Source organism: Bacillus sp. ISL-34 (assembly GCF_018613325.1).
Lineage (GTDB): Bacteria > Bacillota > Bacilli > Bacillales > DSM-1321 > Peribacillus.
This window is the reverse complement of record NZ_JAGGQJ010000011.1, coordinates 234,485-258,704: the sequence shown is the minus strand read 5'-3', so window position 1 is coordinate 258,704 and position 24,220 is coordinate 234,485. Positions and strand designations below refer to the sequence as shown.

21 protein-coding genes and 1 pseudogene are annotated in these 24,220 nt (G+C 39.8%); 6 read left to right on the top strand and 16 right to left on the bottom strand.

The genetic code is table 11. From position 1 onward, the window contains the following. Positions 1-212 precede the first annotated feature (212 nt). On the bottom strand, positions 213-1,550 hold the full coding sequence (locus J7E52_RS11230) for a YjiH family protein (protein WP_214746060.1): 1,338 nt from the start codon (positions 1,548-1,550) through the stop codon (positions 213-215). Between the two features lie 796 nt (positions 1,551-2,346). On the opposite strand from J7E52_RS11230, the pseudogene J7E52_RS27405 reads away from it, so the two are divergent. After that, a pseudogene (locus J7E52_RS27405) lies at positions 2,347-2,625 on the top strand (potassium channel family protein); the annotation flags it as partial. Between the two features lie 27 nt (positions 2,626-2,652). After that, positions 2,653-3,396, top strand: coding sequence for an NAD-binding protein (locus J7E52_RS11220; protein WP_214746057.1), 744 nt, complete (start codon positions 2,653-2,655; stop codon positions 3,394-3,396). A gap of 177 nt (positions 3,397-3,573) precedes the next feature. Here J7E52_RS11220 and J7E52_RS11215 read toward each other — a convergent pair whose 3' ends face one another. The 6 genes from J7E52_RS11215 to J7E52_RS11190 all read right to left on the bottom strand — a co-directional run bounded on the left by J7E52_RS11215 (position 3,574) and on the right by J7E52_RS11190 (position 11,111). Next, positions 3,574-5,079 (bottom strand): malate:quinone oxidoreductase, encoded by a 1,506-nt coding sequence (locus J7E52_RS11215; RefSeq protein ID WP_214746054.1) that lies wholly within the window; start codon positions 5,077-5,079, stop codon positions 3,574-3,576. 619 nt (positions 5,080-5,698) lie between these two features. Further along, entirely contained in the window at positions 5,699-6,619 is a 921-nt protein-coding gene (coaA, locus tag J7E52_RS11210) for a type I pantothenate kinase (RefSeq protein WP_214746052.1), read from the bottom strand. A 95-nt stretch (positions 6,620-6,714) separates the two neighbouring features. Then, positions 6,715-7,008 carry an RNA polymerase alpha subunit C-terminal domain-containing protein gene (locus J7E52_RS11205; protein WP_214746049.1) on the bottom strand — a complete coding sequence of 98 codons (294 nt, stop codon included), beginning with the start codon at positions 7,006-7,008 and terminating at the stop codon, positions 6,715-6,717. 177 nt (positions 7,009-7,185) lie between these two features. Then, entirely contained in the window at positions 7,186-8,583 is a 1,398-nt protein-coding gene (locus J7E52_RS11200; protein ID WP_214746046.1) for an amino acid permease, read from the bottom strand. 332 nt (positions 8,584-8,915) lie between these two features. Next, positions 8,916-9,875, bottom strand: coding sequence for an L-threonine 3-dehydrogenase (locus tag J7E52_RS11195; RefSeq protein WP_214746043.1), 960 nt, complete (start codon positions 9,873-9,875; stop codon positions 8,916-8,918). A 45-nt stretch (positions 9,876-9,920) separates the two neighbouring features. Beyond that, a complete protein-coding gene (locus J7E52_RS11190; RefSeq protein ID WP_214746040.1) occupies positions 9,921-11,111 on the bottom strand; it encodes a glycine C-acetyltransferase in 1,191 nt (396 codons plus the stop codon). A 370-nt stretch (positions 11,112-11,481) separates the two neighbouring features. On the opposite strand from J7E52_RS11190, the gene J7E52_RS26910 reads away from it, so the two are divergent. Next, positions 11,482-11,613, top strand: coding sequence for a hypothetical protein (locus J7E52_RS26910; protein WP_309476882.1), 132 nt, complete (start codon positions 11,482-11,484; stop codon positions 11,611-11,613). 526 nt (positions 11,614-12,139) lie between these two features. Here the strand turns inward: J7E52_RS26910 and J7E52_RS11185 are convergent. The 5 genes from J7E52_RS11185 to J7E52_RS11165 all read right to left on the bottom strand — a co-directional run bounded on the left by J7E52_RS11185 (position 12,140) and on the right by J7E52_RS11165 (position 16,530). Next, a complete protein-coding gene (locus J7E52_RS11185) occupies positions 12,140-12,661 on the bottom strand; it encodes a YehS family protein (RefSeq protein ID WP_214746037.1) in 522 nt (173 codons plus the stop codon). A 117-nt stretch (positions 12,662-12,778) separates the two neighbouring features. Then, positions 12,779-14,164, bottom strand: a complete 1,386-nt coding sequence (rlmD, locus tag J7E52_RS11180) for a 23S rRNA (uracil(1939)-C(5))-methyltransferase RlmD (protein WP_214746035.1) — start codon at positions 14,162-14,164, stop codon at positions 12,779-12,781. After that, positions 14,161-15,045, bottom strand: a complete 885-nt coding sequence (locus J7E52_RS11175) for a DNA-3-methyladenine glycosylase family protein (protein WP_214746032.1) — start codon at positions 15,043-15,045, stop codon at positions 14,161-14,163. The genes rlmD and J7E52_RS11175 overlap by 4 nt, the downstream gene beginning before the upstream one ends. A gap of 122 nt (positions 15,046-15,167) precedes the next feature. Further along, a complete protein-coding gene (gene pdaA / locus J7E52_RS11170; protein ID WP_214746029.1) occupies positions 15,168-15,953 on the bottom strand; it encodes a delta-lactam-biosynthetic de-N-acetylase in 786 nt (261 codons plus the stop codon). A 391-nt stretch (positions 15,954-16,344) separates the two neighbouring features. Next, positions 16,345-16,530, bottom strand: coding sequence for a hypothetical protein (locus J7E52_RS11165; protein ID WP_214746026.1), 186 nt, complete (start codon positions 16,528-16,530; stop codon positions 16,345-16,347). Positions 16,531-16,641: 111 nt separating this feature from the next. On the opposite strand from J7E52_RS11165, the gene J7E52_RS11160 reads away from it, so the two are divergent. Continuing rightward, the gene (locus J7E52_RS11160; protein WP_214746024.1) at positions 16,642-16,779 is read left to right on the top strand and encodes a hypothetical protein; all 138 of its coding nucleotides are present in this window, start codon (positions 16,642-16,644) and stop codon (positions 16,777-16,779) included. A gap of 49 nt (positions 16,780-16,828) precedes the next feature. On the opposite strand, the gene J7E52_RS11155 is transcribed toward J7E52_RS11160, so the two are convergent. Both J7E52_RS11155 and J7E52_RS11150 read right to left on the bottom strand, forming a co-directional pair. After that, positions 16,829-18,397 (bottom strand): fumarate hydratase, encoded by a 1,569-nt coding sequence (locus J7E52_RS11155; protein ID WP_286197662.1) that lies wholly within the window; start codon positions 18,395-18,397, stop codon positions 16,829-16,831. 304 nt (positions 18,398-18,701) lie between these two features. Next, the gene (locus J7E52_RS11150; protein ID WP_034305661.1) at positions 18,702-18,887 is read right to left on the bottom strand and encodes an SE1561 family protein; all 186 of its coding nucleotides are present in this window, start codon (positions 18,885-18,887) and stop codon (positions 18,702-18,704) included. Positions 18,888-19,037: 150 nt separating this feature from the next. On the opposite strand from J7E52_RS11150, the gene yfkAB reads away from it, so the two are divergent. Next, positions 19,038-20,165 (top strand): radical SAM/CxCxxxxC motif protein YfkAB, encoded by a 1,128-nt coding sequence (gene yfkAB, locus J7E52_RS11145; RefSeq protein WP_214746021.1) that lies wholly within the window; start codon positions 19,038-19,040, stop codon positions 20,163-20,165. Between the two features lie 33 nt (positions 20,166-20,198). Here the strand turns inward: yfkAB and J7E52_RS11140 are convergent, their stop codons facing one another. Then, on the bottom strand, positions 20,199-21,011 hold the full coding sequence (locus tag J7E52_RS11140; RefSeq protein WP_214746020.1) for a YfkD famly protein: 813 nt from the start codon (positions 21,009-21,011) through the stop codon (positions 20,199-20,201). 471 nt (positions 21,012-21,482) lie between these two features. Further along, complete coding sequence (cax, locus tag J7E52_RS11135; protein ID WP_214746018.1) at positions 21,483-22,538, bottom strand: calcium/proton exchanger; 1,056 nt, start codon at positions 22,536-22,538, stop codon at positions 21,483-21,485. A 222-nt stretch (positions 22,539-22,760) separates the two neighbouring features. Here cax and J7E52_RS11130 point away from each other — a divergent pair, with 222 nt between their 5' ends. After that, positions 22,761-23,897 carry an MFS transporter gene (locus J7E52_RS11130; RefSeq protein ID WP_309476883.1) on the top strand — a complete coding sequence of 379 codons (1,137 nt, stop codon included), beginning with the start codon at positions 22,761-22,763 and terminating at the stop codon, positions 23,895-23,897. Positions 23,898-24,220: the final 323 nt, after the last annotated feature.

The window sequence follows — 24,220 nt, the reverse complement described above, 5'->3', positions numbered from 1 at the left end:
ATATCCTTTTCTGTGATGATGATGCTGCTCCAAATAATTTATACTACGTCCCAACAAGCCTTCAAATGTCCCGCGCACCCGTACGTCCTACCCTGGCTACTGATATAAAAGATTCTATTAAAAAAGGTCAACCAGTAATTTTTACTGGCCGACCTTATAATATGAACGCACCTGTTCGATTTGTGAATCGAATTAAGATTCGTTGATTTGTACTAAAGCAGCAATATTGCGATAGGTGCAGTAATAATTAACGTGATGAGCGTCCGTTCAAACCAGATTACAATCAACTTCGTAATGCTGATTGGGATTTCGGTTGATAGGATACAAGGTATCGTCGCTGAGAAGAACAATATGGATGATACAGATACCACGGCAATAATGAACTTAGTTACCAGAGGTGCATCAACTACGAGAAGCGCCGGCAGGAACATTTCTGCAATTCCTATAGCTGAAGCTTTTGCAGCCAAAAATGGTTCAGGTATTTGCAATGCCCAGGTAAATGGATAAAAAAGATAGCCAAGTAAATTAAATACTGGAGTATACTCCGCTAATACAAGGCTGATGAGACCAACGGATAAAATGGACGGCAGAATGCTCATTGTCATAAGAAAACCGTCCTTTAAGTTTTCCCATAAATTTCTGCCAAGACTTACGGAATTGTTTGCTCCCACCATCGCATTGTTCCAGGCATTTTTGAAAAGTCCTTCTTTGATAACTTCTTCCGGATCGGCATTATCCGAATAATAATCGTCGCTCATTTTATTTAGCGGCCAAATCCGTACGGTAATGGCAGTGACAAGATACGTTATCCCTAAAGAAACCCAAAAGAAAAGGGACCATAAGTCCATAAGCCCGAGAGTTTTTGCTACAACGATCATGAACGTTGCTGAAACGGTTGAAAAACCAGTTGCAATAATAGCAGCTTCTTTAAGCGTGTATTTTCCTTCTTTATATAGTCGATTCGTAATAAGCATACCAATGGAGTAGCTTCCTGCTAAATCAGCGACCATATCAACTGCTGAACGCCCCGGCGTTTTAAATATCGGCCTCATGATTGGCTGCATCAGTACACCCAAAAATTCGAGAAGCCCATATCCAATGAGAAGCGCCAAAAATATAGCACCAAAAGGAACGACAAGCCCTACAGGTATGACAAGTTTTTCGAAAAGGAAAGGACCCATACTTGGGGCCATTAACCATTCGGGCCCAATCTTGAAATATATTAAGATCGCAACAACAGCACCTATTACTTTTAAGAAAGAAAAAACTATTGATACCTTATCCTTGCTCCAACTTTTTGAGATAAATGGATAAACAGCTCCTACTAGAATGACAATGAGAGCATAAATAGGAACGGCTGACGGCAAGGTTACTTTGATCCATGTTACTATATGATCAATTGGTATGCTTGAAACACCATTTATGGTAATAGGAATAAAAAACATAAAACTTCCTATTAAACTATATATTATAAACTTCAGTATATTAGTAGTTGATTGAATTTGCGGCTTCTCTTGTTTCGTATTTGCCGCCACATTTGGTGATCCCATAATTATTCCCCCTATTATTAATTGCATGCTGGGTATTTAGTTCTCCGCTTGCCACCATATCGTTCAAAATTATCCAAACCCGGCACGTCCCCCATAGCCTAACCAGCAAAATACGGGAAGCCTTGGAACTAAATTTATTCTTTTGCCAATCCAATTTCAAAAATGCACATTGCCCGTGGTGCATCGGTATGCGCATGACCACGGGTTACCTAGATTGGATAAGCAAAGTTTCAACCTCTTCCAGCCCTTATTGAACATTCGAAGCAAAACACTCCCAATATGTGCCGCTTTCCAATCCAGCCGTTTACCACCACCTCGGTGCTAATCTACATTCCGGTTGTTCATTAATATAAGGAAGCACTGTCTTTTGTTTGCAATCCTGTTTCTTCGTATAGTCATTATTTCATTTTTGTATTCGCTTTCATTTTGATGGACCTCCTCGTCATTTAATATTAATTGTATACTGAAAATTCTAATAATCATTTTATTGTTTGATGATTATTTTATAATTTATTTTCAAATTTTCATCTATTATTGTTCATTTTATAATCTATATTAAAATTAAAGCGGAATTAAATAGCAGAATGTGTGGATCCTGTCCCTTTAATTACATACAAAAAAGAGCTGAACGTCACAGATTTTTAACGAACTAAGCTCTCTTTTATATGCTTCTTGCTCCTACTTGGGTAAAAATAGTTTTTACACTTACGTTTAATTAATTGATGAATTGGGGAAATATAAATTTAATCGATGATGACTTGAAAACTAGGATGGGTATGATGAGACGGTAAAAAAAATAATATATTACCTGATTAAATTAAGAGGTAGAATCTTTATACCATTTGCCATTTTATACATATTAGTTGCTGCGTATGTTGCTTTCTCTATAGAGCCACAGACGTTCGAATCATATTTAACCTCAGTTTACTGGGTTCTTACAACGCTTGCTACGGTTGGTTTTGGAGACTATGCACCGGTCACCGATCTTGGAAAAGCATTTACCATTGGTCTTTACATCACGGGTATTGGGCTTGTTAGTCTTTTTATTGGAAAAATCATTAAATCTGTATATCTTATCGAAAAACGTAAAGTTGGTGGAAAAGTGAAATATACAGGTAAAAATCATATCATTCTGATTGGATGGAGTGATAAATCAAAATCAGCACTCCAAGAAGTTTTTAAATCTGATGAAACCATTGATATTGTAATCATTGATAACTTAGAAAAAGCTCCCATGATGGAGGAGCGTCTGTTTTATGTTCGAGGGGATGCTACCGATGAAGAAGCATTACTCCGTGCAAATCTGCCTAAAGCAAAAGGCGTTATCATTTTTGCTGACCAAATTACACAGGATAATTATGCTACAAAAGATCCGTTACTTGTCGATGGAAAGACATTATTAGTTGCCACTGCCATAACGGCCATTGAAGAAAAAACGAATACGTCCATTCATGTCACCGCCGAAGTGATCAATCAAAAGCATATTCGTTTATTCGAGCGTGTAAAGGTGGATGAGTTTATTCCTACACAAGAAATGATCTCCCATGCAGCAGTACGATCATTATTTTCTCATGGAGTCACCCACATGTATTCTGAACTTATGAGCACAAAGTATGAAGAAACCATGTATGAGATTCCTAAACAAGATGAATGGCGGACCTATCGTGATGCGTTTATAGATCTTCTTAACAAAGGAGCCACACTGGTAGCGGATCGTGGTGATCTTAACATAAACCAAAAATTAGATGAACGAATTCCTGATGATGCACAGCTTTTCGTTATTTGCGATAAAGAGACCATTTCCCAAATAAATTCAAATACACACATTAGAAGCCGAAATCTTTAGGGATGCCATAATAGCATCCCTTATTGAATTTTCTTATTAAACTATACTGCCCTCTTTAGTCCAACCCTCCCTTTCGAAGGTTGAATCAGCTTCAAGACAAAAAAAAAGAACCTTCAATCAAAGATAGATTAAAGGTTCTGTTGTTTTTAATCTCAATGTTGCTTCCATATCCAAATATTAACTATAAACTAGCTCTTTTTTTTTGCTCAGACCAAGCGTCTCTGCTGTTGAAGTTTGAATTTCGTGCAGAAGTTCTGTATTTTCCATTAGTGACTCTCCATAAGAAGGAATCATTTCTTTAATTTTCGGTTCCCACTCTTTCATACGTTGCGGGAAGCATTTATTAATTACCTCAAGCATAACGTGTACAGCAGTAGAAGCACCTGGAGATGCACCTAGCAATGCTGCAATCGAGCCATCGGATGCACTGACAACTTCCGTACCAAATTGAAGTGTACCTTTGCCGCCTTCAGCAGTATCCTTGATAACTTGTACACGTTGGCCAGCTACTACTAAATCCCAATCCTCGCTCTTAGCGTTCGGGATGAACTCTCGTAACTCTTCCATGCGCTGTTCTTTCGATAACATAACTTGCTGGATCAGGTATTTTGTCAATGGCATCTCTTTTGCGCCTGCCGCCAACATAGTTAAAACATTATTCGGTTTTACGGAAGTTATTAAATCGAACATTGAACCTGTTTTTAGGAACTTCGGTGAGAAGCCCGCAAATGGTCCAAATAGCAACGATTTTTTATTGTCGATAAAACGTGTATCAAGATGCGGAACAGACATTGGTGGAGCACCAACTTTAGCTTTTCCGTATACTTTTCCATGATGCTGCGCAACAACTTCCGGATTATTACATACCATGAAGTATCCGCTTACTGGGAATCCGCCGATATGTTTCCCTTCAGGAATACCGGATTTTTGCAGCAAATGCAAGCTTCCGCCCCCGCCTCCGATAAAGACGAATTTAGCATTATGGCGTTCTACGCTGCCGGTATCGACATTACGCACTTTTAATTCCCATGAGCCATCGCTAGCCCGTTTAACATTATCAACACTATGTTTATATTTGATATCGACGTTTTTAGTCTTTAAGTGGTCAAACAACATGCGTGTTAAAGCACCAAAGTTAACGTCTGTACCGTAATCAATTTTTGTTGCCGCTATAGAATCATTCGATGGACGGTCTTGCATAATAAGTGGAATCCATTCCATCAGTTTTGCTGGGTTATCGGAATACTCCATACCTTGGAACAGAGGATTTTTTGACAGCGCTTCAAAACGTTTCTTTAAGAACGCTACATTTTTATCCCCTTGTACCATACTCATATGAGGCAATGGCATGATAAAGTCTTGCGGATTATCAATCAGCTTACAGTTTACAAGATACGACCAAAACTGCAATGAAACTTGGAACTGTTCATTAATTTTAATTGCTTTGCTTATATCTATAGACCCATCAGATTTTTCGGATGTATAGTTAAGCTCGCACAGTGCAGAATGTCCCGTACCCGCATTATTCCATTCGTTAGAGCTTTCTTCTCCTGCGTTTGCAAGCTTCTCAAATACTTTGATTTCCCATTCCGGTGCTAACTCTTTCAGTAATGATCCCAAAGTCGCGCTCATGACTCCGCCGCCAATTAAGATAACGTCTGTTTGTTTCTGTATGTTGCTCATTATAACCTTCCTTATCCCCTATATTTGCAAAAAAGATGTAGGCGCTCCTGCTTAGGTGTCATAAAAAGCCAGGCACGAACAAGGAACACACCTTTTCTGTCTCCTTATAACTATATCATAGTCTATTATTATTATTTCATAGATTAAAATATTCTACTATTACTTTTTTTGTTAAAATATTGATTTTGTGAAGAAATTAGCTTAAACTTATCCGCTTCGATAGTCACATTAAAAGATTTCTTCAGCAACATCTCCTTATTGAAGGAAGAAACTGTTAGTGAAATAATATTGACACATCGGAAAAAGCAACGAAAATACACATTTAATGACAAATTCAGAAGTGAAATTAGAAGGATCTGTAACCATTTCCCTAAAAAATAAGGACCTTCCTGAAATTGTTAAAATCCTACCTTTTTAACTTGGATCATAAATTCCACCCAATTATTAGATATTATAACAATACCAATAATTACTGATAATTAAACCAATATAAGGTAAGATCCTTGATAATATTCCTAATTTTAAGACTTATCGTATAGTCCCTTATAAATAAAATTCCTTACTTTATTGCTATTACAATAAAATATTATTCTAATACACAATCCACACATTCATTTTATCATTTTCGCAAAAAGATATTTTCAACTTTGTGTTCTGATCCTTTTTTCAAGACGAGTTTTGCCCGTCCTTTTGTCGGCAGTATATTTTCATGTAAATTTTTCAAATTAATTTCTTCCCAAATTTGGGTCGCTTGTTTAATGGCTTGTTCCTTAGACAAGTTAATATAACGATGAAAATAGGATTCGGGACTTTGAAATGCGGTCTTTTGAAGTAAAAGGAACCTTTCAACATACCATCGTTCTATGTCGTTTACGTCTGCATCAACATAGAGTGAGAAATCAAAAAAGTCACTGACGAATACTTGATTTTCCCTGTCAACTTGAAGAACATTAACACCTTCCACTATTAAAATATCCGGATTACAGATAGTCTGCACTTCATTTGGCAAAATGTCATACTTCAAATGTGAGTAGATTGGAGCTTCCACTTTATTTTTTCCCGCTTTTACATCTCCGATAAGATTGATTAATTTTTGTGTATCATAACTTTCAGGAAACCCTTTTCTTTTCATGAGTCCTTTTTCTTCTAAAAGATCATTTGGGTACAAAAAACCGTCGGTAGTGACAAGACCTACGTTCCTGTGATTATCCCATCTAGATAATAAAGTCTGAAGCAGCCTTGCTGTCGTACTCTTTCCTACAGCAACACTCCCTGCAATCCCAATGATATAAGGTACTTTTTTAGCATCAGTTTTTAGAAATGAAGAAGTGGCTGTGTTAAGCTGCTGAGATGCTTCAACATGTAAATTAATTAAACGGGTCAAGGGCAAATAAACCTCTTCTACTTCCTGAATGGATATTTCTTCATTTATTCCTTTTAAGTTATCCAATTCTTCTTCAGTTAAAGGAAGAGGAGTATGGTTTCGCAGAGATGCCCACTTTTCTCGATTGAATTCAAAATAGGGAGTATAGGAACTCATGATTTTTCGTTACCTCACTTTTTAGAGTTACTATCAGTTTAACAAGGATGATGTCCATAAAAAAGATGTTCCTGATCACTTATCACGTAAAGTGATTAATCTTTGAATGATAACCCACCTGTCTCCAAAGCAGCCCTAAGTTTAGGTAAAGAAGCTGGTCCCATACCGTGAAATTTCAATATCTCTTTTTCACTATATGTTGAGAGCTGTTGTAAAGAGGTTATCCCATTGTTTTCCAATGCACGTCTGGCTGGTGCCGAAAGCAATGAAAGAAATCCAGTATCAGGTTTTCGTTCCTGTTCACATACAGGGCAGGTCGGACAGTCGCTGGATTTATAGTATTTGTGTCCCTTTTCACAAGTCCTCAAATTCTTCTTTGAAGCTGTCATTGTCAACTTCTCCTTTTCTTAGGATTTTTAAGTCCGAACATAAAAAGTTCACCCTTCACAAGGAAGCAATCATTTTAATCCATTTTATCATCTCTTGTTAAAACTGAACGCCCTTTTGGTTTCATTGGAAAAGGGCTGCCGCAGCAACCCTTTGCAAAACCCAAAGTGAATGATCGATTAACCCACCTTATCTTCCTTCTGAGCCTCTGTCAGAGCATCGGCTTGTACACGCTTGCCTATTCCAAAAGCGAAATAACTTATTGCAACGATAGCCAGAAAACCTATTCCAACCATAAGAGATGTACGTGTGTCATCATTAAACCACATACCGATCAATACCATGATCAAGAAAGCGATGGTCAGGTAGTTTGTGACAGGTGCAAAAGGCATCTTGAATGGATGATTGTGCATTTCAGCTTTTTTGATTTTCCTGAATTTAATTTGACTGATCAGAATGACAAACCACGGAATCATTCCAGGAAGTACACTCGCACTGTATACATGCACAAATAAATTTTCTGGTGCAATATAACTTAAAACAACCCCAATTGCTAAACCTACTATCACTCCGAATGTACCGAATAAAGGGACACCGCTATTAGATACTTTCGCAAAGAATTTTGGCGCTTGTCCATTCATCCCCAATGTGTAAAGCATACGTCCTGCACTGTAAATACCACTATTGCAGCCAGACATTGCAGCCGTGATTACGACAAAATTAATGATTCCAGCTGCTGCGGTGATACCAACCTTCGCAAAGGTCGCAACAAATGGACTGCCAATCGCATTTAATTGATCCCAAGGGTAAACGGTTACAATAATGAAAATCGCACCGATATAGAAGATCAAAATACGCCAAATGGTACTTTGAATCGCTTTGGTTATCGTTTCTTGCGGATCTTTTGCTTCACCAGCTGTAATCCCAATTAATTCTACACCTTGATAAGCGGCAACAACAAGCGAGAGAGCAAAGAAGAAGCCCTTCCAGCCACCTGTAAATAAACCACCATGTTCCCAAAGATTCGATAATCCTAAGGCTTCCCCTCCGTTACCGATTCCAAAGAAGATAAGTCCAAATCCTGCAACGATCATTAAAACGATCGTTACGATTTTAATCAGTGCAAACCAAAATTCAATTTCCCCAAAGGATTTAACGGAAATTAAGTTCGCTGCTCCAAGAATCACCATTGCGATTAAACCTGGAATCCAAGCAGGGAGATCAGGGTACCAATACTGCATGTACGTCCCCACTGCAATAATTTCTGCCATCCCGACAATGACCCACTGGAACCAGTTACTCCATGCAGTCATATACCCTGCCAATGGATGAATGTACTTATAACCAAATGTTGCAAATGAACCTGTACTTGGCTCTAAATACAACATTTCCCCCATTGCGCGCATGATCAAGAATATAAAAATTCCAGAGATCGCATATGCTAACATTACAGACGGACCTGTCCATTGGATCGTGCTGGCTGAACCCATAAATAAACCGACACCAATCGTTCCGCCCAAAGCGATCATCTGAATATGACGACCTTTCAAGTCCCTATTCAAATCTTTGTTTGCCATTCCATTTCCCCCTACACTACTAATAGTCGAAATTTTATGCAAGATGCTTAGTACACTCCCTATTTAGTATAGAAATGATATAGCAGGCACCACTTTATTTAATCTTTCTTAAAGCTGCCCCATAAAATCATTCTTCACTTTTAAGCATTCCTGACAGTTAGAAAGATTACTATCCATTTTCATGTTATTTCTTGATTCTGTTCAAGGCATCATAGAAAGCGCTTACTTTTTATCGGTTATAACAGCTCACCCCTTAAACGTTAAAATTCCCCTGTATAAGGTAACTCGAATAAAAGAGTTTTGCAACTCTTTTATTCGGCTGGCAGGTTTATTCATGCTGTTACTAAAAGGGACTTTAATCTCAGCTTTAACAACATATCATTGGTCATTTTCTCCAAATCATATTCCGCCTTGAATCCCCACTCTTCCTTTGCACAAGTTGAATCAATTGTATTTGGCCAACTGTCTGCAATGGATTGTCTTACAGGATCGACTTCATAATTCATGACAAATTCCGGAATATGCTTTTTAATTTCGGCTGCAATTTGCTCGGGATCAAAGCTCATGGCAGAAACATTGAAAGAATTCCGATGTTTCAATTTTGAAGCATCTGCCTCCATTAATGTAATGATGGCTGCTAATGCGTCCGGCATATACATCATATCCATATACGTCCCCTTATCGATGTAAGAAGTATATCGCTTGTTTTTAATCGCTTCATAGTAAATTTCGACTGCATAGTCAGTAGTTCCGCCGCCTGGAGGTGTCACATACGAAATCAGTCCCGGGAATCGAAGACCTCTCGTATCAACCCCAAATTTATGATGATAATAATCACATAATAACTCTCCGGATACTTTATTCACGCCGTACATCGTGTTCGGCCGTTGAATGATGTCTTGCGGTGTCCAATCTTTAGGTGTGGTTGGACCAAACGCACCAATGGAACTAGGTGTGAATAATTGGCAATCGAGTTCTCGTGCCGATTCCAAAGCATTGACCAATCCGCCCATGTTTAAATGCCAAGCTAAAAGCGGCTTCTTTTCAGCTGTTGCCGACAATAAAGCGGCTAAATGTATAATCGTATCCACTTCATGTTTTTTTGCCATGTTATACATCGCTTTTTCATCCGTAACATCCAAAATCTCAAATGGACCTGATTGAGCAACATCGCTGTCCGTTTTTCGAATATCTGTTGCAATGATATTGTCAGCTCCATAAACCTCTCTCATTTTCAGCGTCAGTTCTGAACCAATTTGACCTAAAGCCCCCGTTACTAAGACCTTTTTCATCAAAAATCCCTCCCCATGTTTTAAACTCTGAAACAAGCAATCTACTTATATGATCGACATCTCTTTTCCTACTTTTTCATAAATCGCCAATGCGCTATCCAGCATCTCTTTTGTATGAGCAGCCGTAGGCATATTCCTCACTCTTCCTGTTCCTTTTGGAACGGTAGGGAATACGATGGATTTAGCATATACACCTTCTTCATTCAGCCTCTTGCTGAAATGCTGCGTTTTTGCCTCATCACCTATTATGCAAGGCGTAATCGGTGTTTCGCTCTCCCCGATATCAAACCCTAATTCTTTTAGGCCTTTTTTCAAGTAATCGCTGTTTTCCCAAAGCTTATTTTGAAGTTCTGAGCTATTCATCAAAATATCGATGGCTTCTATACTAGCTGCAACTGCTCCCGGTGTGGCAGCCGTTGAAAATAAAAATGGACGGCTTCTCACTTTTAGCCAATCAATCAAATCTTTCTTTCCTGCTACATAGCCTCCAACAACACCAATGGCTTTGGATAATGTTCCAATTTGGAAATCCACTTTATCCGATAATCCAAAATGTTTTACCGTTCCTGCACCATTACCTAATACACCCGAACCATGCGCATCATCAACATACGTAATTAAATCGAACTCTTCGGCAATCTTCACAATTTCAGGAAGCTTGGCAATATCCCCATCCATCGAGAACACTCCATCGGTAATAATCATGACTTTGTTATACAATCCGGATTCCTTGGCTTGACGTGCTTTTGTCCGTAAATCGTCCATGTCGGAATGGATAAAGGGAATAATTTTCGCCTTGGATAATCGGCATCCATCAATGATTGAAGCATGATTCAGTTCATCTGAAAGAATCGCATCGTGTTTATCCATCACTCCTGAAATCGCTGCCATATTACAGTTAAATCCAGATTGGTAAGCAATGGCCGCTCCTGTATGTTTAAACTCGGCAAGCTTTTCTTCTAATTTGACATGAATATCTAACGTTCCATTGATCGTACGAACGGCCCCGGCACCGACACCATAAGTTTTCGTCGCTTCTATGCAAGCCTCTATTAATCGTCTATCTGTAGCTAAACCTAAATAATTATTGGATGATAAATTAATAAGCTCTCTGCCTGCAATGGTGATTACCGGACCATTTGGACCTTCCACCGGATCAATAACGTTGTACAGTCCCTTTTCTTTTAAATCTTCCAAATTTTCTTTCAAAAATTTATTTAATATTTCACTTGACATTTAACATACCCCCTCATTGATGGTTGGAATAAATGCAGGATCTTTATATGTTTTACCCCTATTTAAAAAATATTGTATTTTTTCCATTTTTCCAAAAATACACGTGTCTTCTCCAAAAACACACACGGTATTAACACAAACCCTTTTATACTAAGAGTTATAACAATCATAATAATAGATAATTTTAATGTTGTCCATATTGTGTGGACAAAAAAATTGATTTTTTGTAGTTTTACAATCAACATTCGCCTAAAATGCGTTTATATCAATGGAAATACGAAGAGAATTTCATCAATTTTCCAAGGTAACCGATGTTTTATCTTTTGGTTTTTGGAGACCTTAACAATTAACCTAATTAAGGAGGGGTATAGTGAAAACGGAAGATGAAAAAACCTCAGAAGGCTTAAATGAGATTTTTGAGATTATCAATGCAAAAGGTGACATTGGTGAATTAAAAGAAATCGTCCAAAAATCTGATGAACAAACAGTTGAAGACAAGTAAAAACGCAGTTCGGAATGGTTTCCTGCCGAATAACTGGCTAGACGAGACCCGCTAGATGCTTCTTTGATAAGGCTTGGCAGACAGCCGGCGGAAAGGGAGCGGATTTCTGAAATCAAGCTGGAACGTTTTTCAAAAACTGCAGGCAAATCCCGATTCCTCGAATTTGTCTATAGTCTGCAAGGGGATTAATTATCCTCTTTTTTTGTCTGTTTTACATTGTACTTATGGACGCTTACGTCCATTACAACAATAAAAAAAGAGCTACTGATCAGCTCCGGATATGCCGTAACGTTCACGTAAATCAAAAAAACAAAAAAAGTTGTGCACATTATCAGGAGGAAAGTTTGAAGAATAAGGATTTACCCTTTTCCTTCACCCACACCTTGTGCACAACTTTGAAAATTCAAGCACGCTCCCTTAGAGATGCCGACTTAAAATTCATACGAAAAAAAGACCCTGAAATCCTTTTCACGAAAATCAAGGTCTAATTATAATGATGTGCATGATAAAAACAGTTACTGAACCCTTATCCCCTATATCTTAAAGTTAATCCTTTTAAGAAATTCCTCGCGTATCGATCTCCGCACTCTTTATAATTCCTATGACCCACTTTTCTTAATATAGCGCTTAATTCCCCTTTAGTAATCATGACCCCTGCTTCTTCCAAAATATCAATTATATCCTCACTGGTTAATGATAATGCTATTTTCAGTTTCTTCAGAAGGATATTATTCATACTTTCCTTATTCTTTACAGCCGGTGCCTGACTTTGAGGCTGACCAGGTTTTGGCTCTTGTCTCCCTCTTTTAAAAATGATCAAACCATTTAAAAAGGACTCCAACATCATGTTATTGCAGGTTATCCCATCTTCATCTTCATCCATATCATCATCATATTCATCATAATAATCATCTTTTGGTTTTGTGAGCATCTGCATGACTTCTTCTCTTGTCACTTCGATTTCCCCGAGTTTAAATATCTCTACCATATCTTTATTTTTAATATCCAGCGCATATCTTAATCGAATTAATATATCATGATTATGCATCCAAAAACCTCCTATGTATTTCTCGATTTTCACAGTACTTTCATTATTTCACAAATGGATGGAAATAAACGCAGATTAAAATCCGAGAACCTTTTACAGATTCCCGGATCACTCTGCTTATTCTTTAATCAGCTTCAACGAGGTAACTACTTCAACATGGCTCGTCTGCGGGAACATATCCACCGGCTGCATGGCCTCCACGCGATAAGAAGTGCCCAGTTCTTGTAAGTCCTTCGCCAATGTGGACGGGTTGCATGATACGTACACTATGGTTTTCGGTTTTACTTTCAAGATTGTCTGCAGTAATGATTGGTCACAGCCGGATCTTGGCGGGTCGACGACAAGTACATCCGGTTTCCAGCCTTCTTTGGTCCAGCGCGGAAGGATATTCTCGGCCTTGCCTGTTTCATAGTATACATTGTTGCGTTTATGTTTTTTGGCATTTTTCTTGGCGTCCTCAATGGATTCTTTAATGACGTCCATTCCTCTGACTTCTTTGGCATTTTCAGACAGCCATAGCCCAATGGTTCCAACACCGCAATAAGCGTCAACCACTTTTTCCGTGCCGGTTAAGGCTGCCGCTTTTTTCACTTCATCATATAAGCGAACAGTTTGAACGGGGTTAAGCTGGAAGAATGTACGGGCTGATAGTTCGTATGATAGGTCACCCAATGTTTCGTTGATGACTTTTTCGCCTGCCAGGTGAATCGTTTTTTCGCCAAAGATCAGTGATGTGTTCTGGTTGTTGATGTTTTGAACGACCGATTTCACTTCTGGCAATTGGTCCCGAATTTGTTTTAGCAACTGATCTTTTTGTGGAATTTCCTCTGCTCCTGTAACAAGGACAACCTGCACTTCACCTGTTTCAAAACCTACCCGTGTAATGACCGTACGGATAACACCTTTTCTTTTTCTTTCGTTATATATCGAGATGTTCAGGTTCTTCAGTATCTTTTTCACTGTACGTGTTACCTTATTTGTTGCCTTATGCTGTACAAGGCAATTCGGGATATCGATCAGTGTATGGGAATTCAAGCCGTAAAGGCCAGCAATCAATTTGCCATCTTTTTGGCCGACTTGGTACTGACTTTTATTGCGGTAATTCCATGGATCTTCCATGCCGATCGTTTCTTTTACATTTAATGAAGAAACTGGGAATTTCGAATGACGTTCCATCGCTTGAATGACGATATCGCGCTTTTCGATAAGCTGCTGGTCATAGCTTAAATGCTGTAACTGACATCCGCCGCATTCTGCGTAAACCGGGCATGGCGCTGCAATGCGATGCGGTGATTCTTTACGGATGGTTTTTATTTTCGCTTCGGTGAAGTTTGGCTGTACCTTTGTAACCAAGGCTACAATTTCTTCACCAGGCAATGCTCCTGGGACGAAGACGACTTTCTTTTTGAAATAACCGACTCCCTCTCCATTAATGCCAAGCCGTTTAATCGTAAGGGGAAGGGTTTGGTTCACTTCCAGTTTTGTATCTTGAATGTTTGTCATTTCTTTTCACTCCGTTTTTCAATGCTTCTCCACAAATAGAGGGAAGCGTAGCTTAGATATGGAGCCCATTTCACACTATAGGACTCCATTTCTTCTTGGGTTGGCTTTTGCGGTAAGCCATATAATATTTTCAAGGCATTTTGAATGCCAATATCGGCTTTAGGAAATAGGTTCGGCCGGCCAATTCCAAAAAGCAGGAAGTTTTCAGCCGTCCATCTACCGATACCGCGTATTTTTATTAGTGTATCCATAACCTCTTGATCGGATAGCTTTTCCATTATATCAAGGTTGAGATGGCCCTGAATGATCTGCTCGGAAAGTCCGATGACGTATTCCGCTTTCCGGCCACTGAATTGAATGGCTCTTAATTGCTCGATTTGAAGTTGGGCGGTTGTTTCCGGCGTCGGATAAAACCAGGCACCTTCCATCTGGTAGCCGAAGGTTTTAACGAATCTTTCCGTGAGCGTATGGGCAAAGGATAAGTTCAATTGCTGATGTATGATGCATTTAACGAGGCAACTGTAGTAATCGAAGTCCAAGACTATGGCAGTACCGCGGTGCTCTTCGAAGATTTCCCGCAAATCGGATTCCCGAAAATGCCGGGAAACGTCCTCTAATGGCTGATGCCAGTGGAAAACCTTTTTTAACCGTTCGATCGCTTTTGACTTGTACACCTCTGAATGACCTTTGATGATAAAAGATGGTTCATCGATATTTCCTATTGCCTGAACCTGCAAAACGATTGGTTCTTTTTCTATATATAGCGGAACTTTTACCGTCCTGTTTGTAAAATCAACTACCTGAAGTGGGTCTAACGATAATCGTTCGAGAACTAGATCGAAATTATAGGGTCCTTGAACCTGTAATTTTTCTGTCCACACAAGCGATCCATCCTTTAGCAGTTTTCCACGTATTATAGCATGTTTCCTGAAATATTACTTGAATTTGAGGTGAATGGATAAAAGCGGGACCTGAATTATCACTACAGGACCCGCTTCTCATTTTAATAAAGCATTCGGTTCGGCAACTGTTTCTCGATCATTAAATCATCAAGGCTACTAAATGTGTACCCCTGTTTTTCAAGATCCGTCAGAATCGAGTCCAATGCTTCCGCATTATCCCTCGATACGGTATGCAATAATAAAATCGCGCCTGGATGAATCTGCTTAAGCACTTCATCGTGTGCGAACGCTGCACCCTTTTGTTGATCAACAATCCAGTCTCTATATGCCAGTGACCAGAAGATGTGGTAATAGCCTTCTTTTTTTGCTATCCTCATCGTTCTCTCATTAAATACCCCACGAGGCGGCCTTAAGTAATTCATTCCCTTTTGCCCCGTTAATTTTTCCGTTGCTATTTTTACCCGCTCAAGCTCCGTACGAATCACATCGTCCGTCACGCTTGTCATATCCGGATGGTTCCATGAATGGTTTCCTACGATATGACCCTCATTAGCCATACGGACAACAAGCTCAGGTGCCGTTTTTAAATAATGACCCGTGACAAAAAAAGCTCCAGGTGCACGATGTTTCTTCAGAACATCTAAAATTTGGGCTGTATAGCCATTTTCATAACCGTTATCAAATGTTAAATAAACGATTTTTTTCTTTGTATCCCCTTTATAAACCGCTTCATATTCAGGCAGCATTTCATTGAATTTTTTACCGGCATCGGCAGGTGTCCCATTTTTCCCTTTATTGAAACCCCAGTTATAGGATTCTGCAAAAGCCGGGCTAGCGAAAGAGCATATCAAGCAAATAAAAGCGGATAAAATCACCATTTTTTTCATTGGAATATCCCCCATGTTCTTTTTTCTTATTGTTTGGAACATGGAGATTTATATGCATGATATTGTGAAGGTCAAAATGATCTCGTAGTAGGTCGAATTAATGTCACCGTGGGTCGAATTTTCGGCCTGTGGGTCGATTATTGCCATTGTGGGTCGAATTTTTCGCTCCTTGGGCCGAATTACTGCCGCCATAGGTCGAATTTTCGCTCCGTGGGTCGAATTATGGTCACTGTAGGTCGAACTTTTCGCTCCGGAGGCCGAATAAAATTTCACTCTGGATCAAATTAACGCCCCGGAGTCCGAATTAGTTAGTTCATATCTCCCGACAAAACCTTAATCCGACGCAAAAAAAGGCCTTTCCTCCGAAAAGGATTGGCCCTCCATGTTTTGTTTATCCTTTAAATAACGCTTGTGCCGCCTTCCAAATAATGGCGATAGCAAAAATGAGAACGATTACAATTCCGATTACGTCAAGGAATGTTTCAAGACCGGAGAAAATCGTGTTTGCCACAGGAAGTTTGATGAAAGCAAAACCAGTTAACATGGCGATAAAGAATAAGATATAGTTGTTCTGCATGAAAATCCCCCCTTTCTCTTCTAATGTATGTGCGTCCGTTCCAAAAGATTGTACTTTTCTGAGGTAATTATCGCTTTTTTTTTCATATACATTTAGCAAGGGGGGAATGAAATGCTGGAATGGGTTATCACTTTAGGCTTTGTTGGCTGTCTTGGATTAGGTGGTGGGTTGTTTGTTCATTTTGTGAAAAGTGGATTGAATTTAGAGGATTCATCAAGGATCGATCCACTGCCGGAAACCGAAGAATAAGATATGCAAAAGACGCTCAACCGTTTGGGGAGCGTCTTTTTTCCATTCATTATTTAAATACTGGTTCTTTGAATTGTGCCAATTTTTCCAATGAAGATTGCTGAACGTCTTTATGCAGACTGTTTCCATGTGAATCCATGGTAACTACGGCAGTAAATCCTTCAACATTCAGATGCCACATTGCTTCTGGAATACCAAATTCAGTGAAGTTCACACCTTCGACGGATTTGATGCAGTCTGCATAATATTGAGCAGCCCCGCCGATTGCATTTAGGTAAACGCCGCCGTGTTCACTTAGTGCTTCCAGTGTTTTTGGTCCCATTCCGCCTTTACCGATAACTGCACGGATGCCGAATCGTTTCATGATATCGCCTTGGTATGGTTCTTCACGAATACTTGTTGTTGGTCCGGCAGCCTTCACATGCCATTTACCTTCTTCGTCCTTCAGCATAACCGGTCCACAGTGATAGATGATTTGTCCATCCAGGTCGATTGGTGCAGGATTTTCAGATAAGTGCTTGTGAATTGCGTCACGGCCTGTATACATTCTGCCGTTAATATGAACTACGTCACCAACTTTTAATTCACGGATTTGTTCTTCCGTGATCGGTGCTTGCAGGGTGATTTCACGGGAAGCTTCAACGTCCGATTCTGCAGTGGCTGCCACTTCATCTTTCGCTGCTTTTTCTGCTTCTAGAGCAAAGTCGATTTTCTCGCCTTCTTGATATAACCACTCATTGATTTCGCCTGTTTCAGGATTGACTTTCACTCCTAAACGGCGGAACGCCCAGCAGTTGTAAGCAACGGATACGAAGAAGCTTGCCGGAATACGGTGCATGACCCCGATTTTACATCCAAGCAGTGTAGTTTCGCCGCCAAAGCCCATCGTACCGATTCCCAATTCATTAGCTGTCTTCATGATGTAATCTTCAAGTTTGCGAAGGTCTTCATTCGGATTCACATCTTCATTACTGCGGAAAAGTTGAGACTTAGCCAGATCATATCCAGATGAACGGTCCCCTCCGATACCGACGCCGATGAAGCCCGCACTGCAGCCTTGTCCTTGTGCTTGGTAGACAGAGTGAAGGACACATTTACGGATTCCGTCCAAATCTCGGCCCGCTTTTCCCAATCCTTCAAGCTCCATAGGCAGACTGTATTGGATGTTTTTATTTTCACAGCCGCCGCCTTTTAAGATGAGACGAACATCAATATAGTCTTTTTCCCATTGATCGAATTTAATGACAGGAAGACCTTCCCCAAGGTTATCCCCGCTATTTTCACCCGATAAAGAGTCAACTGCGTTTGGACGAAGTTTTCCGCCTTTTGTCGCTAAAATGATCGCATTTCGGATTGCTTTTTTTATTTCAAGTTGGTTCACGCCAACTGGAGTTTTTATTTTGAATGTCGGCAGACCAGTATCCTGACAAATCGGCGATACATTGTCGTCAGCCATTGTAATATTATTCGTGATGGTGTCCAGGCTCAATGCAGAACGAGTACCTGCATTTTCACGTTGTTTTGCACTTTTGACCGCACGACGAACATCCTTTGGAAGATTCGTTGAAGTTTCAACGATAAGACTGTACATACTTTCTTGGAATTTTTGAATATCCAAATTTCTCTTCCCCCTCTTATTTCCCCTAGATTAGATTTAATCATTTCCCTGCTTCTCTATAAATAGCGAATGATACAACACCCGTTTTATTATACATCTAACATAATCTTTCGAAAACAAGTAATTATTTTTCATAATGAAAAGCAATTTGGTGAGAAATGATCAAAGCGCCAGAAATAGCCCATGAGTTAAATTCCATCACCAATCATTTCCACTCTGAAGATATTAAAAAGGGATGACGCAGGTTACTCGTCATCCCTTCATGAATATTAACATTGAAAAAATCATACTATCGAAACAGATATTAGTCTTCCCGGGTTTTGAATTGTTCAACTTTGCCTTCCAAATCATCTATCATGCCGATTAAACGGTCTATATCTTCCAACTCCGTATTTTCCGGTTCGATATGATCAAGAACTTCCATGAACATCGTGAGGCGTTCTTTTAAGTATGTTAATTGTTCGTTTTTACCTGTAATGGATTTTCCCATGAGGCACTCTCCTTCCGTTCTTCTTTCATCGTAACGAAATCTGCTTGAAAGTGCAATGGCAAGCTATAAATGCCGCTCTCCGCCATTTGACAATTTTTGTCCCCATTGTTCATAATGGGTTAGTGCATTATTACGTAAGGAGTTTTAAATATGTCAATAATCAAGCAAGATCTTTTAACACCAATTACACCCAAGTATGATCCTTGGGAAGCATATATGGACGTTGAACAATATGGAAAACTCAGCCTTACCAACGTGGAGTTCACCACAACCACCCTTTGCAATATGCGTTGTGAGCATTGTGCCGTCGGTTACACACTTCAGCCCAAGGACCCGGATGCATTGCCTCTGGAATTACTGATTCAGCGCCTCGATGAGATCCCTTTGCTTCGCTCGCTCAGCATCACTGGCGGGGAACCGATGCTTTCAAGAAAACAAGTGAAGAATTATGTTTTGCCTCTATTGAAATATGCCCGTACCCGCGGGGTCCGGACACAAATCAATTCCAATTTGACCCTTGACTTGGAACGGTATGAGGAAATCATTCCTTATTTGGATGTTCTGCACATTTCCCATAACTGGGGAACGATCGATGAATTCATTGATATCGGCTTTGCCATGATGGACCGAAAACCATCTCGGGAACAGCGAAAGAAATTATTTGATAAAATGATCGAAAATTCCCGGGCACTGACAAAGGCGGGTGTGCTGGTATCTGCAGAAACGATGCTTAATAAACGGACATTGCCACATCTTGAGCATATTCACAGACAGATCGTTGATGAAATGGGATGTCAAAGGCATGAAATTCATCCGATGTATCCAAGCGATTTCGCTTCGGCACTTGAAACTTTATCATTGGACAAAATGCGTGAAGCGATTCATCATTTGCTTGATATCCGTGATGAAAATGTTTGGATGCTTTTTGGTACCCTGCCATTTTATCCTTGCAATAACAGTAAAGAGGATATAAAGCTGCTTCAACGCCTGTATGGTTCACATAAAGTGACTGTTCGTAATGACCCTGATGGACGTTCCCGGTTGAACATCAATATTTTCACCGGGGAAGTGATCGTGACCGATTTTGGGGACGCGCCTACATTAGGGAATATCAAAGACCAGCCCTTGACCGAATCCTATGACACATGGATGAATTCGAAACTTGCCAATGAATTGAATTGCCACTGCCCGGCAGTCAAATGTCTAGGCCCGAATGTTCTCGTCAAAAATGCATACTATTCAAAGGTTGACTTCAGGATCAGGAAGTCAACCATATGAAGAAAAACTCGCCAATCCGGCGAGTTTTTCAATTTACCTGGGTTGCTGCGAGACTGTAAAGCTGAAGGAAACATGGTCCTGAACCGGTATCCATGCACCGATGCCTTGTGAAGTGATGTTCTTTATCGTAATGGTTCTTTTATTTCCTTTTAGGTTCAAATACACTTCCCCATATGTGACCTTGCCTTTTTCATTGACGGCGGAAGCATAACTGGATAAGTAACCAATCCTATTTGAAGCAACATTGTATACTTCATCTTTTTTCGTACCAGCTCCGATGATCGTCTCAAAAGCCAATGGCAAATTCGTTTTCTCAGTGGCTTTTAACAGCATCATCTTTTGAACATCCTCTGCCTTAGGGATTTTCGCTGTGAGACCGCCACTCACTGCCTTCTGACTTTCCTGAACATAACGGATCTTGTATGGAACTTCACCGCCACGATTATCATAGTAATTTGTATTGATCTTTTGGTATTCCCAGTTTGGTGCCGTTTCCGTCGACTCATAATTCAATGCCCAATGGCCAAGGTAAATGGTCGCCCTGTAACCAAAAGCAAGCGGAGCCTTTGCGACTGCCGATTCATTCAACATATGGATGAGTTCTGGATTTTCAATCTTGATATCCGACGAATTAATCAATTGTTTGGCAAACTTACTCGGCTGCAGCATCGGTAGATCTTGGGTCGGGTTCGGATACGTATTCTCCTTTGCAATATTCAATACGGAAGGTGGGATATTCACCTTATTCGGATTTGCTTTGTTTCCTGGTATATCAGCTGCAAAACTTACATTCGCCTGAATGAAGGCAATTAGGGCAATCATCGTTATAAGAATAGTTCTTCTCATGCTGTCGCACTCCTTTTGAGGGGGTTCAATCATTTTGTTATAGATTTTGTTTTTAGCCAGCATTCTATACATTTCATTCTTATTTCGATTTTGTAATGAATTTGTAAAGTTCAGAATATTTACTTTTCTATTCAAATCGGTTATACTTAATTTACATTATAAAAAGGAGGCGAAATCGTTCATACCTATTAAACCTTCAGGAGGTATGCTTATCGAACAATCCATGACACCCTTTTAAAGGATGACAGAAAACGAAATTCGCCTATACTTAAATCTGATGTAAAAGGATGGTGTGACACTCTAGAATATTTTCTCAACTTTTACAAAAGCATGATGAAAAATTTTGGAATAACTTATGAATGGTAATTTACTAATATAGAAATGACTCTGCTAAATCTAACCTGAGCAGAGTCATTTTTATTTTTTAATTATATAAAAAGAAAGACCTCCCGCATCGGAAGGCCTGCATTCTTATAATAAGTAAAATCCAATTCCCATAATGAAGTAAGCGGCCAATAAGGTAAGGCCTTCAAACCAGTTCGTTTCCCCGTCATTCGAAATCATGATCATCAAAAAGACTGCTGTAACCATTGATATCAGTTCTGGCATTGTGAAAACAAGCGGCATATGTGTTGGATACATTAATGAAATAAGTACAAGTACAGGAGCTACGAACATCGCTACTTGAAGCGTGGAACCAACGGCAATCTCCACTGCGACATCCATTTTGTTTTTATAGGCCATTATGACGGCTGACGCATGCTCTGCCGCGTTACCGACTATCGCAACGATAATGACACCGATGAATAACTCCGACCATCCGAAGGTTTCCCCCACTTCGCTGAACGTATGGACAAGTTTCTCCGATACGTAAGCAACGGCCAATGTAGCGGCAGCAAGTATTATAATTGCCTTTTTCCTGCTCCACTCCGGTTCTTCCTCTTCATGTTCCTCGGGTTTCTCCGTATGCTGATATACCCCGCGGTGAGTAACCAATTTAAAGAATAATGCAGCAAGATATAATAAGATCAAAATAATGGAAATTCCGACACTTAACGACATCGTGCTTGATTCACTCATGTCTTGTGTGAATACTTCCGGTATGACGAAGGCTACAATAACTGCAAAAATCAATAGACCGGCATTATGCCTCGCATCGAATACATTAAATTTCTGCCGTTTGTATTTAGTCCCTCCGACAAAGAATGAAAGTCCTGCCACCAACAATAAGTTTCCTAGGACGGAACCAGTCAAGGAAGCCAACACGACCCCTACAAGCCCCGCCTTTAATGAAAAGATGGATATGATCAATTCAACTGCATTTCCAAAGGTAGCATTCAAAAGGCCGCCAATCCTAGGTCCCATAACGATCGCTAAGCTTTCAGTCGCCCGGCCCATGAATCCTGCTAGAGCGACGATGGTTAAGCAATATACGATGAACATGATCACACTCGGCCAATGCAATAATGACCCAATGACAGATATAGGGACGCCTATCAGGACAAGCCCCAAAAATATTTTATTCACGATACTTCTCCTCACAATCCTATAGTTCTTATTATGTAACAAAAACTATCATACATAATCTTCGGGCGATGACAAAGGAAAATTTTATCATCTTCTCTCTTCTTGTCAATATTTACCCAAATTTCTATTGCTTAATCCTCTTCCTAGGATGTAACATCAAGAAGGTATACATTTCTTAGGAGACATGATTTTATGAATAATAAATTGCTTTTAAGCGTTTAAATCTTAATTGTCGGCATATCGGGTTTTTCTCAAGGGATGCTTCTGCCGATCATTGCCATCATTTTTGAAAATGAAGGAATTAGCTCATCCCTAAACGGGTTTCATGCAGCCTCCCTTTATATTGGGATTCTGTTAATTTCTCCTTTTATGGAAGCCCCACTCCGTAAATACGGCTATAAGCCATTAATATTATTTGGCGGGATAACGGTCATTCTATCGCTTGCCTTATTTCCTGTCTGGAAATCATTCTGGTTTTGGTTCATACTGCGTTTCTTCATTGGAATCGGCGATCATACACTTCACTTTGCTACCCAGACATGGATCACTGCCATTTCACCAATAGCAAAGCGCGGAAGGAATCTCGCCATTTATGGACTTTTCTTCAGTCTCGGCTTCATGGTTGGCCCGCTGATGACGAAGCTTCTCGAGATTAATCAGTCTTTGCCTTTCATCATCACATCCATACTCAGCCTTCTAGCTTGGTCCACTGTTTTCCTTATTAGAAATGAGCTTCCTGAACAGGATGATTCTGAAAGCACATCATTCCTTGGCACACTCAAAAGGTTTACGAAAGTTAGCCGCATAGCTTGGGTCGCTTTTTTACTTCCGTTCACATTTGGCGTGCTTGAAGCATCATTGAATAGCAATTTTCCTGTATTCGCCCTGCGCTCCGGAATCGATTTAACCGCAGTATCCATCATCATTCCGGCATTTTCCGCGGGTACTCTGCTTACCCAGATTCCCTTGGGGATGATCAGTGACCGTTTTGGCCGGCGAAAGACCTTGCTGACGATCCTTTTTTCAGGGTTTGCCATATTCACGCTTGCAGGGATTTATTCCTATTCAGTGCTTGGTCTATTCATCTGCTTTATGTTTGGCGGAATGATGGTTGGTTCGACTTTCTCGCTGGGAATCAGTTATATGGCAGATCTTTTGCCTCGAAACCTATTACCTGCTGGAAATTTATTATGCAGTATTTTCTTTAGCCTCGGCAGCATCGGCGGTCCATTCTTTGGCGGCCTGGTCATTGAACATATCCAGGGCGGAAATTTTTTCTACATGATCAGCATCATGCTTTTCCTTGTCTTCATTTCATTGGCCCTGTTTAAGGAGAAAATGCCTGCATCAGTTATGTAATATAGTTTATTATCTGGACTACTTCTTTTATTATTCAAATTGAACGGGATTTATCAATAATGTGGATAAACAGTACTTTATATTTTTTACTAGATTAGAATCATTCTTCTTTATTTCTGAATAAGATATGTGGTATTATAATAATAACAAAAGGGACATTACACTTATAAACCTTTGAAAGCATTGCTGTCATCGCAATTACGGTGGCAGCTTTCATATTTTATCCAGAGAAATGACGTTGATTATCTTTCTCAATTATATATCACGCAAATGATAATCCATATCATTTACACAAAATAGAGAAGAATGTGGGAGGGAATCTT

Excerpts from the sequence above, each read along its gene's own strand:
- J7E52_RS11230 (WP_214746060.1), bottom strand. The coding sequence starts at position 1,550 with ATGGGATCACCAAATGTGGCGGCAAATACGAAACAAGAGAAGCCGCAA.
- J7E52_RS11215 (WP_214746054.1), bottom strand. The coding sequence starts at position 5,079 with ATGAGCAACATACAGAAACAAACAGACGTTATCTTAATTGGCGGCGGA.
- coaA (WP_214746052.1), bottom strand. The coding sequence starts at position 6,619 with ATGAGTTCCTATACTCCCTATTTTGAATTCAATCGAGAAAAGTGGGCA.
- J7E52_RS11205 (WP_214746049.1), bottom strand. The coding sequence starts at position 7,008 with ATGACAGCTTCAAAGAAGAATTTGAGGACTTGTGAAAAGGGACACAAA.
- J7E52_RS11200 (WP_214746046.1), bottom strand. The coding sequence starts at position 8,583 with ATGGCAAACAAAGATTTGAATAGGGACTTGAAAGGTCGTCATATTCAG.
- J7E52_RS11195 (WP_214746043.1), bottom strand. The coding sequence starts at position 9,875 with ATGAAAAAGGTCTTAGTAACGGGGGCTTTAGGTCAAATTGGTTCAGAA.
- J7E52_RS11190 (WP_214746040.1), bottom strand. The coding sequence starts at position 11,111 with ATGTCAAGTGAAATATTAAATAAATTTTTGAAAGAAAATTTGGAAGAT.
- J7E52_RS11185 (WP_214746037.1), bottom strand. The coding sequence starts at position 12,661 with ATGCATAATCATGATATATTAATTCGATTAAGATATGCGCTGGATATT.
- rlmD (WP_214746035.1), bottom strand. The coding sequence starts at position 14,164 with ATGACAAACATTCAAGATACAAAACTGGAAGTGAACCAAACCCTTCCC.
- pdaA (WP_214746029.1), bottom strand. The coding sequence starts at position 15,953 with ATGAAAAAAATGGTGATTTTATCCGCTTTTATTTGCTTGATATGCTCT.
- J7E52_RS11165 (WP_214746026.1), bottom strand. The coding sequence starts at position 16,530 with ATGCAGAACAACTATATCTTATTCTTTATCGCCATGTTAACTGGTTTT.
- J7E52_RS11160 (WP_214746024.1), top strand. The coding sequence starts at position 16,642 with ATGCTGGAATGGGTTATCACTTTAGGCTTTGTTGGCTGTCTTGGATTA.
- J7E52_RS11150 (WP_034305661.1), bottom strand. The coding sequence starts at position 18,887 with ATGGGAAAATCCATTACAGGTAAAAACGAACAATTAACATACTTAAAA.
- yfkAB (WP_214746021.1), top strand. The coding sequence starts at position 19,038 with ATGTCAATAATCAAGCAAGATCTTTTAACACCAATTACACCCAAGTAT.
- J7E52_RS11140 (WP_214746020.1), bottom strand. The coding sequence starts at position 21,011 with ATGAGAAGAACTATTCTTATAACGATGATTGCCCTAATTGCCTTCATT.